This is a genomic window from Streptomyces sp. NBC_00878 (assembly GCF_026341515.1).
Lineage (GTDB): Bacteria > Actinomycetota > Actinomycetes > Streptomycetales > Streptomycetaceae > Streptomyces.
In genome coordinates this window covers 9,302,077-9,315,528 of record NZ_JAPEOK010000001.1, presented here as the reverse complement: position 1 = coordinate 9,315,528, position 13,452 = coordinate 9,302,077, and the positions used below count along the sequence as shown (strand labels likewise).

The 13,452-nt window shown below is 70.5% G+C and carries 15 protein-coding genes and 1 pseudogene; 6 read left to right on the top strand and 10 right to left on the bottom strand.

Features of this window, described 5'->3' with window-relative positions:
- The first annotated feature begins 179 nt into the window (after positions 1–179).
- Complete coding sequence (locus OHA11_RS40440) at positions 180–455, top strand: helix-turn-helix domain-containing protein (RefSeq protein WP_266505143.1); 276 nt, start codon at positions 180–182, stop codon at positions 453–455.
- A gap of 128 nt (positions 456–583) precedes the next feature.
- Positions 584–763 (top strand): hypothetical protein, encoded by a 180-nt coding sequence (locus OHA11_RS40435; RefSeq protein ID WP_266505140.1) that lies wholly within the window; start codon positions 584–586, stop codon positions 761–763.
- 140 nt (positions 764–903) lie between these two features.
- Here OHA11_RS40435 and OHA11_RS40430 read toward each other — a convergent pair whose 3' ends face one another.
- Positions 904–1,644, bottom strand: a complete 741-nt coding sequence (locus tag OHA11_RS40430) for an SDR family NAD(P)-dependent oxidoreductase (protein WP_266505138.1) — start codon at positions 1,642–1,644, stop codon at positions 904–906.
- 262 nt (positions 1,645–1,906) lie between these two features.
- Between OHA11_RS40430 and OHA11_RS40425 the strand changes: the two genes are divergently transcribed.
- Together OHA11_RS40425 and lnt are read left to right on the top strand one after the other, a co-directional pair.
- A complete protein-coding gene (locus OHA11_RS40425; RefSeq protein WP_266505135.1) occupies positions 1,907–2,392 on the top strand; it encodes a nuclear transport factor 2 family protein in 486 nt (161 codons plus the stop codon).
- Positions 2,393–2,578: 186 nt separating this feature from the next.
- Complete coding sequence (lnt, locus tag OHA11_RS40420; RefSeq protein ID WP_266505133.1) at positions 2,579–4,165, top strand: apolipoprotein N-acyltransferase; 1,587 nt, start codon at positions 2,579–2,581, stop codon at positions 4,163–4,165.
- Here lnt and OHA11_RS40415 read toward each other — a convergent pair.
- The gene (locus tag OHA11_RS40415; protein WP_266505130.1) at positions 4,089–4,994 is read right to left on the bottom strand and encodes a Gfo/Idh/MocA family protein; all 906 of its coding nucleotides are present in this window, start codon (positions 4,992–4,994) and stop codon (positions 4,089–4,091) included. The two genes, lnt and OHA11_RS40415, sit on opposite strands and share 77 nt — an antisense overlap.
- A gap of 411 nt (positions 4,995–5,405) precedes the next feature.
- Between OHA11_RS40415 and OHA11_RS40410 the strand changes: the two genes are divergently transcribed.
- Together OHA11_RS40410 and OHA11_RS40405 are read left to right on the top strand one after the other, a co-directional pair.
- Positions 5,406–5,918, top strand: a complete 513-nt coding sequence (locus OHA11_RS40410) for a DinB family protein (RefSeq protein ID WP_266505127.1) — start codon at positions 5,406–5,408, stop codon at positions 5,916–5,918.
- 206 nt (positions 5,919–6,124) lie between these two features.
- Positions 6,125–6,592 (top strand): hypothetical protein, encoded by a 468-nt coding sequence (locus OHA11_RS40405; protein ID WP_266505124.1) that lies wholly within the window; start codon positions 6,125–6,127, stop codon positions 6,590–6,592.
- A 139-nt stretch (positions 6,593–6,731) separates the two neighbouring features.
- Here the strand turns inward: OHA11_RS40405 and OHA11_RS40400 are convergent, their stop codons facing one another.
- From OHA11_RS40400 to OHA11_RS40365, 8 genes and pseudogenes are all read right to left on the bottom strand, one after another.
- Entirely contained in the window at positions 6,732–7,295 is a 564-nt protein-coding gene (locus tag OHA11_RS40400; protein ID WP_266505122.1) for a hypothetical protein, read from the bottom strand.
- 331 nt (positions 7,296–7,626) lie between these two features.
- Positions 7,627–8,310: a uracil-DNA glycosylase gene (locus tag OHA11_RS40395; RefSeq protein ID WP_266505120.1), complete on the bottom strand. Its 684-nt coding sequence runs from the start codon at positions 8,308–8,310 to the stop codon at positions 7,627–7,629.
- A gap of 140 nt (positions 8,311–8,450) precedes the next feature.
- Entirely contained in the window at positions 8,451–10,031 is a 1,581-nt protein-coding gene (locus OHA11_RS40390) for an ABC transporter substrate-binding protein (RefSeq protein WP_266505117.1), read from the bottom strand.
- A gap of 204 nt (positions 10,032–10,235) precedes the next feature.
- Positions 10,236–11,072: an SDR family oxidoreductase gene (locus OHA11_RS40385; protein ID WP_266505106.1), complete on the bottom strand. Its 837-nt coding sequence runs from the start codon at positions 11,070–11,072 to the stop codon at positions 10,236–10,238.
- A 17-nt stretch (positions 11,073–11,089) separates the two neighbouring features.
- Positions 11,090–11,851, bottom strand: a complete 762-nt coding sequence (gene fabG / locus OHA11_RS40380) for a 3-oxoacyl-ACP reductase FabG (protein WP_266505103.1) — start codon at positions 11,849–11,851, stop codon at positions 11,090–11,092.
- 159 nt (positions 11,852–12,010) lie between these two features.
- The gene (locus OHA11_RS40375; protein WP_266505100.1) at positions 12,011–12,403 is read right to left on the bottom strand and encodes a DUF3037 domain-containing protein; all 393 of its coding nucleotides are present in this window, start codon (positions 12,401–12,403) and stop codon (positions 12,011–12,013) included.
- Entirely contained in the window at positions 12,400–13,167 is a 768-nt protein-coding gene (locus OHA11_RS40370) for a HipA family kinase (protein ID WP_266505097.1), read from the bottom strand. The genes OHA11_RS40375 and OHA11_RS40370 overlap by 4 nt, the downstream gene beginning before the upstream one ends.
- Before the next feature lie 79 nt (positions 13,168–13,246).
- Positions 13,247–13,408 (bottom strand): annotated as a pseudogene (locus OHA11_RS40365) (site-specific integrase); the annotation flags it as partial.
- Positions 13,409–13,452 lie beyond the last annotated feature (44 nt).

Genomic DNA, 13,452 nt, shown 5'->3' with positions numbered 1-13,452 from the left:
GAAGCGCAAGGGTGGGGACGCAAAGGAACGCACGGGCAGTTGTCGGTTCGGTGAGTCGCGGTTGTCGGTTCGGTGAGTCACGGCCGCCGGTTCGCCGAGACACAGAGAGGGACGGCATCTTGGGTACGGCACCTCGACCCGGCCGTCCCGTACGCGGTTCGGCCGGCGGCCGTCCCGTCATGGCCGCACTGGACCTCCTCGGCCGCCGCTGGACGCTCCGCGTGATCTGGGAACTGCACCGGAGCGGTGCGCCGATCGGCTTCCGCGATCTCCAGCGCCGCTGCGACGCCATGTCCTCCAGCGTCCTGTCGGCCCGCCTCACCGACCTCCGCGAAGCGGGCATCGCGACACCCACGGACGACACGGCCTGGCGCCTCACGCCTCTCGGCGAGGACCTCGTGACGGCGATGGGCCCCCTGCTCGACTGGTCCCGCACCTGGGCCGAACGGCCCTGAAGGGGCCGCCGGACAGGCCCTAATTCCCAAGGCGCCGACCCCCAAACGCTTTTGGCGTGACCAACCACATACGACATGGGTAGTCGTTTGGTAGCGCACTGTCAGTCCTTGGCCCTACGCTGTTCCGCATGTCCCCCAATTCCGTGAGCCCTGGTTCCGCGCGGTCTGCTGCCGTGCTGAATGAGCAGATCCGTGCGCTATGGATACGCGCCGGCGGTTCCCTGTCGACCCAGGAGAGGGCCGAGTACGAACTGCTGGTCGTGGAGTGGGCCGCGGCGGTGCGTGACGAGGTCATCGAGGCGGCGTGATGCCCGTGACGTCATGTTCGTGACGTGAGATGACCGTGGCGTGATGCGTTGACCGTGGCGTGATGCCGGGCTACGTGGCCGTCCGCGACCCATAGGCGCATAGGCGCATAGGCGCATAGGCGCATAGGGACGCTCGGCCGTCAGCGGCCGCCCGCCACCCGCAGCACCGCGCCCGTCGCGTAGGACGACTCCGGTGACAGCAGCCACGCCACGGCCGCCGCGACCTCCGCGGGATCCCCCGGCCGCCCGAGCGGAATCGACGGCGCCAGCCGGGCCGGGCGGTCCGGATCCCCCATCGCCGCGTGCATCTCCGTGTCGATGAGGCCCGGGGCGACGGCGTTGACGCGGATGCCGTCGGGGCCGAGTTCCTTCGAGAGGCCAACGGTCAGCGCGTCGACCGCCGCTTTGGTGGCCGCGTAGTGGACGTACTCCCCGGGACTGCCGAGCGTGGCCGCCGCCGACGACACGTTGACGATGACACCGGCCCGCCGGGGTGCCATGTCACGCGCGGCCCGGCGCGAACACAGCAGCGTGCCCAGGAGGTTGACCTCCACCACCCTGCGCAGTTCGGCGGTGTCCGTGTCGGCGAGCCGGCCGAGCGGACCGGTCACGCCTGCGTTGTTCACCAGGCCCGTCACCGCCCCGAGCCGCTCCGCCGCCGTGTCGAAGAGCCGCTCGACGTCCGCCTCGTCGGAGACGTCCGCGCGTACCGTCACACACCGCGCCCCGGCCTCGCGTACGGCGATCGCGGTCCGCTCCGCTGCCTCGTCGTCGCGGGTGTAGCCGACCACCAGGTCGTGGCCGTCCGCCGCCAGCCGCAGGCAGGTCGCGGCGCCGATCCCGCGACTGCCACCCGTGACGACCGTGACGGGACGAGACATGAGCGCTCCTTCGTGAACCATGGCGTTGCCGTGCGTGATCCCGTGGCCCGGCTCGTACATGATCCCGTGCCTGGCGCGGGCATGATCCCGTGGCCCTGCCCGTGATCCATGTACGGGCCACCCGCGGCCCACGATCTCAGTCGCGAGGACGGGGCCATTGATCGTTCCTCGGGGCCGGGTTCGTTCGTCCATACGGCGCACGGACGGTGAATATCCCTGCACACCCCTTGGCTCGGACCTCCCTGTGGCCAACACTGAGCCGATGACGCAGCGCGTGGAACTGGCGACGGTGATGGATCGGCTCGCGGTCGACGGATTGGTCACCGAATACGCGGTGGCGGTCGACGACGGGAACTGGGAGGCGTACCGAGGGCTGTTCACGCCGGACGGACGGGCGGACTACCGGTCGTCGGGCGGCATCGAGGGGGAGGCCGAGCAGGTCGCCGAGTGGCTCGCTCAGAGCATGGAGCTGTTCCCCATGCGGCAGCATCTGATCGTCAACCGGCGGATCCGGTTCGAATCGCTCCAGGGGGACACGGGCGACACCGCCCGGGTCCAGGCGGACTACGTCAACCCGATGCGGTTCGCGGGACAGGACGACGGATCCACCGAGCCCAACTACATGTCCGGCGGGCGGTACGACTTCGGGCTGCTGCGTACGTACAACGGCTGGCGGCTGCGCGAGGTGGTCATCCACGAGAAGTGGCGCCGGGCCACGCAGGCGCTCCAGGAACCCGCCGCCCACTGAGTCCACGCACGGCCCTTTCGCGAGCGTGCCCCGCCCGGCGGACGCTCCGCCCCCAGCCCACGGCCCCCGAACGGACGCTTCGCCTCAGCCCGTGCCCACCCCAGCCGAGGCCCCCTTACGGAGATCGTCCCGGTGCGCGCACACTGGAGTCACGCACCGTGCTTCGGGGGTCGAGGGAGGCGCTGCATGAAGCTGTCCGCCGCTGACTGGCGCCGACGCCTCGGCTCCCCCTGGTGGCGCGGCGGCGCGGCCTTTCTCGCCGGTGCGCTGCCGATGCTGAGCTTCCCGGCGCCGTCGCTGTGGTGGTTCGCGTATGTCGCGCTGGTGCCGTGGATCCTGCTCGCGCGCTCGGCTCCGACCGCGCGGCGTGCGGCGTACGACGGCTGGCTCGGCGGGTTCGGCTTCATCCTGGCCGTGCACCACTGGCTGCTGCCGAGCCTGCACGTCTTCACGCTCGTGATAGCGGCTCTGCTGGGCGCGCTATGGGCACCGTGGGGCTGGCTGACCCGCAGGTTCCTGGCCGGGGTGCCCTCGGCGGGCCAGATCGCCGCCGCCCTGTTCGTGCTGCCCTCCGCCTGGCTGATGGTCGAACTCGTGCGCTCCTGGGAGGGGTTGGGCGGACCCTGGGGTCTGCTCGGGTCGAGCCAGTGGGACGTGGAGCCCGCGCTGCGGCTCGCCTCGGTGGGCGGGGTGTGGCTGTTGAGCTTCCTGCTCGTCGCCGTGAACGTCGCGGTCGCCGTCCTCGTCGCCGTACGGCAGTCCCGGGTGCCCGCGGTCGCCGGGCTGGTCGCGACGGCCGCGGCCACCTCGGCGGCCTGGGGTTGGTCCCCGCGACCGGATGTCGACGGCCGGGTCCGGATCGCCGTCGTGCAGCCCGGCGTGATCGACGGCGCCCTCAGCCCGGAGAAACGGTTCGCGCGTGAGGAGACGCTGACCCGGCAGCTGGCCGGGCAGGACGTGGACCTCGTCGTGTGGGGCGAGAGCAGCGTCGGCTTCGACCTCGCCGACCGGCCCGACCTCGCGGACCGGATCGCCGCGCTCTCGCGCGAGGTGGACGCGGACATCCTGGTCAACGTGGACGCGCGCCGCTCCGACCGGCCCGGCATATACAAGAGTTCGGTGCTGGTGGGTCCCGAGGGCCCGACCGGCGACCGCTACGACAAGATGCGGCTCGTGCCCTTCGGCGAGTACGTTCCGGCCCGTGCCCTCCTCGGCTGGGCCACGTCCGTGGGCAAGGCGGCGGGCGAGGACCGTATGCGCGGCTCGGAGCAGGTGGTGATGAACGTCGGGGGCGGGCTGCGCATCGGCCCGATGGTCTGCTTCGAGTCGGCGTTCCCGGACATGAGCCGTCATCTCGCGCGAGGCGGCGCCGAGTTGCTGCTCGCCCAGTCGGCGACCTCGACGTTCCAGCAGAGCTGGGCGCCCGAACAGCACGCGTCGCTGGCGGCACTGCGGGCCGCCGAGACGGGCCGGCCGATGGTGCACGCGACGCTCACCGGCGTCTCCGCGGTCTACGGCCCGAGCGGCGAGCGCGTCGGCTCCTGGCTCGGCACCGACGCCAGTGCCGCTGCGGTGTACGACGTACCGCTGGCCCACGGTGTCACCCCGTACGCACGGTTCGGCCAGTGGCCGGTGTACGCGGCGCTGCTGATCCTGGCCGCCCTGGGCGTGACGGAGGTCGCCCGGTCGTCGCGGCTCAGGCGGGCCGGTCCGTCACCGCTCGTACCACCCGCTCGCACAGCTCATGGGTCGCCAGCGCGTCCCGGGCGCTGAGCACCTTGCCGGCGCGCACCGCGTCGAGGAACGCGAGCACGACCTGCTCGATGCCGCGCTGCCGGGCCACCGGGACCCAGTCACCGCGCCGGCGTATCGTCGGCTGGCCCTTGTGGTCGATGACCTCGGCGAGGTTGACGACCTGACGCTTGGTGTCCTGCCCGGACACTTCGAGGATCTCCTCGTTCGAGCCGCTCAGCCGGTTCATCACGCCGAGAGCCGTGAACCCCTCCCCGGCGAGCTGGAGCACGACGTGGTGCAGCAGTCCGTTCTCGCCCCGGGCCCGCACGGTCACGTCGTCGACCGGCCCCGGCGCCAGGAACCGCAGGGTGTCCACGACGTGGATGAAGTCGTCGAGGATCATCGTGCGGGGTTGTTCCGGCAGGCCGATGCGGTTCTTCTGCATCAGGATCAGCTCGCGCGGGTGGTCGGCGCACTGCGCGTACCCGGGTGCGTACCGCCGGTTGAAGCCGACGGCCAGGCTGATGTTCCGCTCCTCCGCGAGCCTCACCAGGCGTTCGGAGTCGGCGAGTTCGTACGCGATCGGCTTGTCGACATACGTGGCCACGCCCGCGTCGAGGAGACGGGTCACGATCTCGGGGTGCGCGTGGGTGGGCGCGTGCACGAACGCCGCGTCGAGGTCCTGCGCGAGCAGCTCGGAGAGGTCGGTGTGCCGCTGTCCGGCCGGAAGGTGGAGGTTGTCGGCGACCCTGGTGAGGGTGCCGGGCGTCCGCGTGTGCAGATGCAGTTCGAGCCCCGGCCGGGTGGCGAGCACCGGCAGATAGGCTTTCTGCGCGATGTCGCCGAGTCCGATGCAGCCGACCTTCACAGGGGTCTCCTCCGAGGATCCGAAGTGTCCGAGCCGTGCCCGCGCGCGTCTCGCCGGAAGCATACGGCGCCCGAGTCGGCCGCCAGTCGGCGATCCCGGCGAAACTCCGCGGGAAGAGGGCCGGTCCGGTGTTCGGCACCTCGGGCGACCAAGGGCGGCGTTGGGCGGGGCGGTGCCAGGACGGCTCCGCATCGTGATGAGTTGGACGACCGAGGCCGCCTCGCGAGCGATGGCGGTCGTACACGGCGGGTTCGTACGACGCGGACGTGCCGTCACTCTGCGCGGTGCGGGCCGGACCACGGGAGCTCGGGAGCTGTTGCGGGGCATGCCGCGGGGCCGGCCGCCCGCTGCTCGCGGCACCGCCGCAAAAAGGACTGGGCCGTCCGGTCGGATCTCCGCGATGATGCGGCCATGACCATTGAGCGCAGCGAACCCGCGACCGACGCCGGCGAACGAGCCATGCTGGAGGGCTGGCTCGACTACCACCGCGAAACCCTCGCGTGGAAGTGCCAGGGTCTGGACGACGCCCAGCTCAGGACGGCGTCCGTGCCCCCGTCGGAGCTCTCCCTGCTGGGTCTCGTCCGGCACATGGCGGAGGTGGAGCGGAGCTGGTTCCGCAAGGTCCTGACAGCCGACGATCCGGGGCCGATCTACTACAGCGACGAGGACCGGGACGGCGAGTTCCACCTCACCGAGAAGGACACCTGGGAGGAGGCGTACGGCACCTGGCAGACCGAGATCGCGACCGCCCGCCGCAACGCGGCACGTTTCGCCCTGGACGACCTGTCCGAGGGCAGGAGCAGGTTCACCGACAAGCCCTTCAACCTGCGCTGGATCTACACCCACATGATCGAGGAGTACGCGCGCCACAACGGCCACGCCGACCTGATCCGCGAACGGATCGACGGCGCCACCGGCGACTGAGGCGCGTAGGTATGGGCAAGGCCGTCGGCAACCAGGGCGCCCCTCTTAGGGGCGCGGGGAACTGCGCGACCAGCCCCCACCGACCCGCAGCCGACGCACACCCCTCCCCGAACCGCCGGAGGCCAGCGCACCGGTCGTTCACCCATGCGGGGCATCCTCCGCTTGTCAGCTCCCCAAATAGGGGCGGACACAGCAGAGTTGCGCGGGTGCATCGAACCGCGACCACCGCAACGCTCCTGGTCACCGTGGCCGTCTCGGCCGTCTCCGGCTGCGTGACCGTCCAGCGACCGCTCGCTCCCGGCCCGCCGTCCACGCCGTCTCCGGCCTCGGAACCGCGTCCGGGCGGCAGAGCCGAGCCCCAGATCGTGCAGGCTCCGGCCCGCGAGGCCCTGGAGATGATCGGCCCGCCCCGGCGCCCGTCGGCACCCGCGTCCACGCCCCGCCGTACGGCGCCTTCGGCCCCCGCCGCGGCCCCTGCGGACCCTCCGCGCCATGCCCCCGCCGATCCGCCGCGGCGCCCGGAACCCCGGCGGCCCGAGCACCCCACGGTCCCGCGTCAGCCCAGGGCCGCTGCTCCGGTGGGCACGGATGTGTGCGCCTTGGGCCGGCAGTACGGCGGTTGGGACCCGGACAGCACGCAGGCGGCCATGTGCAAGGACGTGTACGGACGTTGACGGACCGGGGCGCCGATCCACGAGGGCGACGTACCCACCGGGGCGACAACCAGGGCGCCGCCCAATGCGACGCCCTGTGCGTCGCCCGTCTCTCCGCTCCCGGGTCCGCGCCCCGTACGGCACCACCGCGGGGCGACTTCTAGGGCCGCTGCCGCGGTGGCCCCAGCGTCTCGCCGCCCGGACCTCTCCCCTCACCCGGAGCCGCTTCGGGCGCCCCGCCCGACGGCCCCTCCTCGTCAAGTCTCAGCTCCAGGCGGCCGATGCCCGCCCGGATCCCGTCCCCGTACGCGTCGTCGCCGAGGACGCCGACGGTGTCGCGGGCCCGGCGCAGATGGCTGCGGGCGGCCTCGGAGCGGCCGAGTTTCACGTAGTCGGCGGCGAGGCTGAGATGCAGGGAGGGATAGAAGGCCCGCACCGCGAGCGACCGGTGGGGCTCCGCGGTCCGGGCATCCGTGAGTTCGTCCGCGGCCGACAACGCCCGTAGATCCCAGGCGAGTTCGTCCGAGGGGTCGTCCTGGGCGTCGGCCATGTAGTGCGCGAGCGTACAGCGGTGCAGCGCGTCGCCGTCCTCGCCGATCTCGGCCCACAGGTCCAGGAAGCGGCCCCGGGCCTCCTCGCGGTCACCGCCGTGGAGAAGCATGGCGACCTGTCCGATCCTGGTCGTCATCGCGTCGGCCGCCGCCTGTTCCTGTTGCTCCGCCACCGGATCGTCCTCCACGCTCGCCCGCCGGCCGCCGCGCCCGCGCCGGTCGTTCCGTCACCTTTCCCGACGCTAACGGCAGACACTGACAATCGAGCTCAGGCGGCCCCGGCGGCTCCGCACGCCACTGGGCCAGGCCGGTGACGGACACGTCACCGACCGGCCCGAATCGGGCCTACCGACCGGTCCCACTCACCGGCCGAGCCGAGCACTCCGGCCAGCCGGACCGGTCCCGCTCACCAGCCGGACCCAGCCCGGCGGACGGCCGGAACGGGCCTTGTGGCGGCTGGTCGCAACACGCGTCGTGGTGACGTCGTGACGTGGTGACCTGGTCTCAGCCCAGGTCGGGGATCCGCCAGTCGATCGGGTCGTGACCCTGCTTGGCGACCGCCTCGTTGATCTGCGTGAACGGATGCGAGCCGAAGAACTTCTTCGCGGACAGCGGCGAGGGGTGCGCGCCCTTCACCACGATGTGCCGCTCCTCGTCGATGAGGGGGAGCTTCTTCTGCGCGTAGTTGCCCCACAGGACGAAGACCGCCGGGTCGGGCCGGTCGCCCACGGCCCGGATCACCGCGTCCGTGAACTTCTCCCAGCCCTTCCCCTTGTGCGAGTTGGCCTCTCCGGAGCGGACCGTCAGCACCGCGTTGAGCAGCAGGACGCCCTGCTCGGCCCACGGCATCAAATAGCCGTTGTCCGGGATCGGCGTGCCCAGCTCCGCCTGCATCTCCTTGTAGATGTTGCGCAGCGAGGGCGGGGTCTTCACGCCCGGACGGACCGAGAAGCACAGGCCGTGGCCCTGGCCCTCGCCGTGGTACGGGTCCTGGCCGAGGACGAGCACCTTCACGCGGTCGTACGGCGTCGCGTCGAGCGCGGCGAAGACCTCCTCGCGCGGCGGGTAGACGGGACCCTGCTCGCGCTCCTCCTCGACGAACTCGGTGAGCTCCTTGAAGTAGGTCTTCTGGAGCTCTTCGCCCAGGACGCCGCGCCAGGACTCGGGCAGCATGGCGGTGTCGGTCACGTCAACTTCCTCCGGTGTGCGCTCACTTCACAGCCACGGAGCACGTGGCCATGGGTGACCGCGCGAGGCGCGGCCACCGTCAGAGCACAGAACCTACAGGCGCCCACTGACAATCGGGCCCGAGTGCCGAAGCGGTGGACCTACCAGCTGGTCTTCCAGTACAGCTCCCACATCGCCATCATCGTGGCCGGGTCGATGGCGTTCTCCGCGCCGCCGATCTCCTCGTTCGCGGCCACGTGCTGCTTGCCCTGCCACAGCGGCAGCAGCCGGGCGTCGTCCAGGAGGATCTGCTGAGCCTTCTCGAAGTCCGCGGCCACGGCCCCGCGGTCGCTCTCCCGACGCGAATCGGGGATCAGCTTGCCGGTGATCTCGGGTGTCTCGTACGGCGTACCGAGCGCGTTCTGCTCACCCACGAAGGGGGCGATGAAGTTGTCGGCGTCGGGGAAGTCGGGGAACCAGCCGCGCCCGAACACCGGGTACTCGCCCTTCTGGTAGCCCGCGACGTACGTCTTCCAGGGGCGGCTCTTGAGCGTGACCTTGAACAGGCCGGGGGCTTCGAGCTGCCGCTTCAGCTCCTCGAAGGCCGGCTTGGTCTGGGACCCGTAGCGGTCGGTCGTGTACCAGAGGGTGAGCGGTACGGGCTCGGTGATGCCGTCGTCCTCCAGGAGCTGCTTGGCCTTGGCGGAGCTGGGGTTCCCGAAGTCGTCGAAGAAGCCCGTGGTGTGGCCGACCAGGCCCTTGGGGATCATCGAGTACAGCGGCTCGACGGTGTCCTTGTAGATGTTGTGGGCGAGGGCGGGCCGGTCGACGAGCTGGGCGATCGCCTTGCGGACCGAGACCCTCTTGGCCCACGGGTCCTTGGGGTTGAACACCAGGTAGCTGATCTCGGTGGTGGGGTTCTCGACGAGCTGGAGGCCCTCGTCACCGCTGTTGTCCTGGATGTCGACGATGTCCGAGGCGCGCAGGCCGCGGTAGACGACGTCGATCTGCTTGTCCCTGAGGGCGTCGGCCATCTTGGCCGAATCCTGGAAGTAGCGGATCGTGACGGAGCTGTTCTTGCGGTCCGCGATGCCCTTGTAGCTGCCGTTCTTGGCCAGTTCGGCCCGATTGCCCTCTTCGTAGGACTGCAGGTTGTACGGCCCCGAGCCGGAGACCTTGCCGTCCTTGCGGAGCTCGTTCGCGGGGTACTCCTCGGGGTCCACGATCGACATGGCGGGCGTGGAGAGCACGAAGGGGAACGTCGCGTCGGGCTGGTTCAGGTGGAAGACGATCTCTCGGTCGTTCGTCGCCTCGATCCTGGAGAGGCTGGTCAGCAGACCGGCGGGGCCGCCGTTGACGTTGATCTTCTTGATCCGGTCGATGGAGTACTTGACGGCCTTCGCGTCCAGCGTGTGGCCGTTGGAGAACTGCAGCCCCTCGCGCAGCTTGCAGCTGTACACGCTGCTCGAACCGTCGGTGAACTCGCAGCTCTCGGCGGCGTCGGGCTCGGGCTCGGACGCGCCGGCGGGGAAGTTCAGGAGGGTCTGGTGAACGTTACGGAACAGCTCCCACGAGTTGTCCCAGGAGGCCGCCGGATCCAGGGTGCTGGGCTCACTGGTGGTTCCCACCCGGATCGTCTTCCCGTCGTCGGAAGACTCCGACGAGAAGACTCCGCATCCGGCGACCAGGGATATCGACGTGATAGCCCCCAGTCGACGCAGGTATCTGTCCCGCTTGAACACGCGCACACTCCTCGATCGGCCATCCCGCAAGGGTGGGCGCACGATACCGCAGCGCCCGGCCGGATGCGTCTTCACATCCACATAGCCCTTGATCAGCGGGTATACCCAAACGGTGTCGGAACGGTGTCCTTCCTGCGTACGCCCTTGTCAGGGGGCGCCCGAGCGGATTCCGGCCAGGCCGCCCGGGCGTCCGCGAACCGGCCGTCAGACTCCGGCGTTGAGGAACTTCCCGCCGTCGACCACCAGCGTCTGCCCGGTGATCCAGTCCGACTGCTCCGAAGTCAGGAACGCGGCCGTGCCCCCGATGTCCGACGGCACGCCGAGCCGGCCGAGGGGGTAGGACGCGGCCGCCTCCTCCTCACGGCCCTCGTACAGGGCCTTGGCGAACTGGGTCTTGACGACGGCGGGCGCGATGGAGTTGACCCGCACCTTGGGCGCGAACTCGTGCGCCAGCTGAAGGGTCAGGTTGATCATGGCGGCCTTGCTGATGCCGTACGCGCCGATGAACGGCGAGGCCGAGACACCCGCGAGGGAGGCGATATTGACGATCGCGCCGCCGTTCTCGCTCTGCCACGCCTTCCACGTCAGCTGGGCGAAGCCGAGCGCGGAGATGACGTTGGTCTCGAACACCTTGCGCGCCACGTTGAGGTCGAGCTCGGCGATCGGTCCGAACACCGGGTTCGTACCGGCGTTGTTGACCAGGAAGTCGACGCGGCCGAACGCCTCCATGGTGCGCTCGACGGCGATGGCCTGGTGGGCCTCGTCGTGCGCCTTGCCCGCGACGCCGATCACGCGGCCGAACGCCTCCATGGTGCGCTCGACGGCGATGGCCTGGTGGGCCTCGTCGTGCGCCTTGCCCGCGACGCCGATCACGCGGTCGGCGCCGAGCGTCTCGACGGCCTCCTTGAGCGTGTCCTCGTTGCGGCCGGTGATGCACACCCGGTCGCCGCGGGCGATCAGCGCCTCGGCGACGCCGTAGCCGATGCCGCGGCTCGCGCCGGTGATGAGGGCGACCTTGCCCGAGAGTTCCACAGTGGTCATGTCCCTGTCCCCCGGGCCTAGTTGAGCGGTCCGCCGGCCACGTACAGCACCTGGCCGGAGACGAATCCGGCCGCGTCGCCCGTGAAGAAGGCGATCGCGTTGGCGATGTCGTCCGGGTTGCCGACGCGCTGGACCGGGATCTGGGTCGCGGCCGCGGCCTGGAAGTCCTCGAAGCCCATGCCGACCCGCTCGGCGGTGGCGGCGGTCATGTCGGTGACGATGAAGCCGGGCGCTACGGCGTTCGCGGTGACGCCGAACTTGCCGAGTTCGAAGGCGAGCGTCTTGGTGAAGCCCTGCAGACCGGCCTTGGCGGCGGAGTAGTTGACCTGGCCGCGGTTGCCGAGCGCCGAGGAGGAGGAGAGGTTGACGACGCGGCCGAACTTGGCGTCCACCATGCACTTCTGAACGGCCCGCGTCATCAGGAAGGAGCCGCGCAAGTGCACGTTCATGACCGTGTCCCAGTCGGACGCGCTCATCTTGAACAGCAGGTTGTCGCGGAGGACGCCCGCGTTGTTCACCAGGATGGTCGGCGCCCCGAGCTCCTCGGCGACCCGTGCCACGGCGGCCTCGACCTGCGCCTCGTCGGAGACGTCGGCGCCCACCGCGATCGCCTTGCCGCCGGCGGCGGTGATCTTCTCCACGGTGTCCTTGCACGCGGCCTCGTCGAGGTCGATCACCGCGACGGCGCGGCCCTCGGCGGCCAGTCGTACGGCGGTCGCGGCGCCGATGCCGCGCGCGGCACCGGTGACTACGGCGACGCGCTGCTCAGTGGTGGACATTGCTGGTTCTCCTCGCCCTTGGGAAGCCCTCTGACAGACCGAAGCCTGCGGCCCTCACGGTACGCCCCTCCGGTGAGCAACCGCTTAGTACCTTCAGCAGACGTGACGCTAGAAGCCTTGGCACCCAGTGTCAACGTCCTGCTCCGCAGGTGTGATCCATTACCTGACCAGCAGATCGAGCAGCCGCAGCGCCTCGGCGGCGGGATCCGCCGTGAGACCGGTGTGCACGGGCCCCGGCTGGACGACCGTGGAGCGGGGCGCGATCAGCCAGCGGAAGCGCCGTCCGGCGTCGTCGCGGGCGGCCTGTCCCGCCGCCGCTCCCCCGGCGCAGACGCCCTCGACGGCCCGCAGAGCGGCCCGGACGCCGGCCTCGTCCGCCGCCGGGTCGAGGGCGCGCAGCTTGGTCGCGTCGAGATGGGTGTGGGCGGCCACGAAGGACTTCGCGCGGCAGTACACGAGCACGCCCGCGTTGAAGTACTCGCCCCGCTCGACGCGCGGCACGACGCGCAACAGCGCGTACTCGTAGACGTCCCGGCCGTCGCGCTCGCTCACTTCGTGCCCTCCTGTCCGGTCCGGACGCGCTCGTGGATGGTGGCAGCGCGGGCGAGCAGCGGCTCCGCGTACGCGCGTCGGAGCGCGTCGGGCGAGTCGAACCCCGGCTCGTCCCGCAGCCACTCGTCGGGGACCGCGGAGGTCACCTCGGCGAGCAGATCCTCGGTGACCCGTGGCGCCAACTCCGCGGCGGCGGAGGCGATGTCGGGGCCGAACGGCGCGAGGGCGTGGTCGGAGGCGTCGTACGGCTTGGCCGCGGAGGCCGCCGCGCCGGGCCAGTTGTGGTGCCAGATCATGGTGGCGCCGTGGTCGATGAGCCACAGATCACCGTGCCACACCAGCATGTTGGGATTCCGCCACGACCGGTCGACGTTGTTGACCAGCGCGTCGAACCACACAATCCTCCCGGCTTCTTCCGGGCTCACCTGATGCGCGAGGGCGTCGAAGCCGATCGCCCGGGACAGAAAGTCCATCCCGAGGTTCAGCCCCCCGCTCGACTTGAGCAACTCCTGCACTTCCTGGTCCGGTTCACCGAGTCCGATGACCGGATCGAGCCCGATCGTGACCAGGCCGGGTACGCGCAGGCCCAGGCGACGGGCGAGTTCACCGCAGACGACCTCCGCGACGAGGGTCTTCCGCCCCTGCCCGGCGCCGGTGAACTTCATGACGTACGTCCCGAGATCGTCGCCCTCGACGAGCCCCGGCAGCGAGCCGCCCTCACGCAACGGCGTGATGTAGCGGGTCGCGCTGACTTCCTTGAGCACTTTCCGAGGCTCCCTGGCTATCTAGCCGTGCAATCCACGATCAGCTTCGGGCGTACCTATGCAGGCAGGCCGACCAGGATCAGCCCTGGGGAGAATCTGGGGAGTTTCGATTGGCACCCTGATCTCCTTGTCCCCCGAGCAGTCCGTCAAGGGCTGTGCGCCCCTTGCTCCCGGCCTCTGGCATGAAGTGAGCATAGTAATTGAGCGTGATCGCCGGCGAAGAGTGCCCGCGCCACCGCGAGGACCCATGCGGAAGCTCGGTGGTCCCTGCCGCCGATGGCGCCA

Bases quoted from the DNA above. Each gene is read 5' to 3' on its own strand.
- OHA11_RS40440 (WP_266505143.1), top strand. From the start codon at position 180: ATGGCCGCACTGGACCTCCTCGGCCGCCGCTGGACGCTCCGCGTGATC.
- OHA11_RS40435 (WP_266505140.1), top strand. From the start codon at position 584: ATGTCCCCCAATTCCGTGAGCCCTGGTTCCGCGCGGTCTGCTGCCGTG.
- OHA11_RS40430 (WP_266505138.1), bottom strand. From the start codon at position 1,644: ATGTCTCGTCCCGTCACGGTCGTCACGGGTGGCAGTCGCGGGATCGGC.
- OHA11_RS40425 (WP_266505135.1), top strand. From the start codon at position 1,907: ATGACGCAGCGCGTGGAACTGGCGACGGTGATGGATCGGCTCGCGGTC.
- lnt (WP_266505133.1), top strand. From the start codon at position 2,579: ATGAAGCTGTCCGCCGCTGACTGGCGCCGACGCCTCGGCTCCCCCTGG.
- OHA11_RS40410 (WP_266505127.1), top strand. From the start codon at position 5,406: ATGACCATTGAGCGCAGCGAACCCGCGACCGACGCCGGCGAACGAGCC.
- OHA11_RS40385 (WP_266505106.1), bottom strand. From the start codon at position 11,072: ATGACCACTGTGGAACTCTCGGGCAAGGTCGCCCTCATCACCGGCGCG.
- fabG (WP_266505103.1), bottom strand. From the start codon at position 11,851: ATGTCCACCACTGAGCAGCGCGTCGCCGTAGTCACCGGTGCCGCGCGC.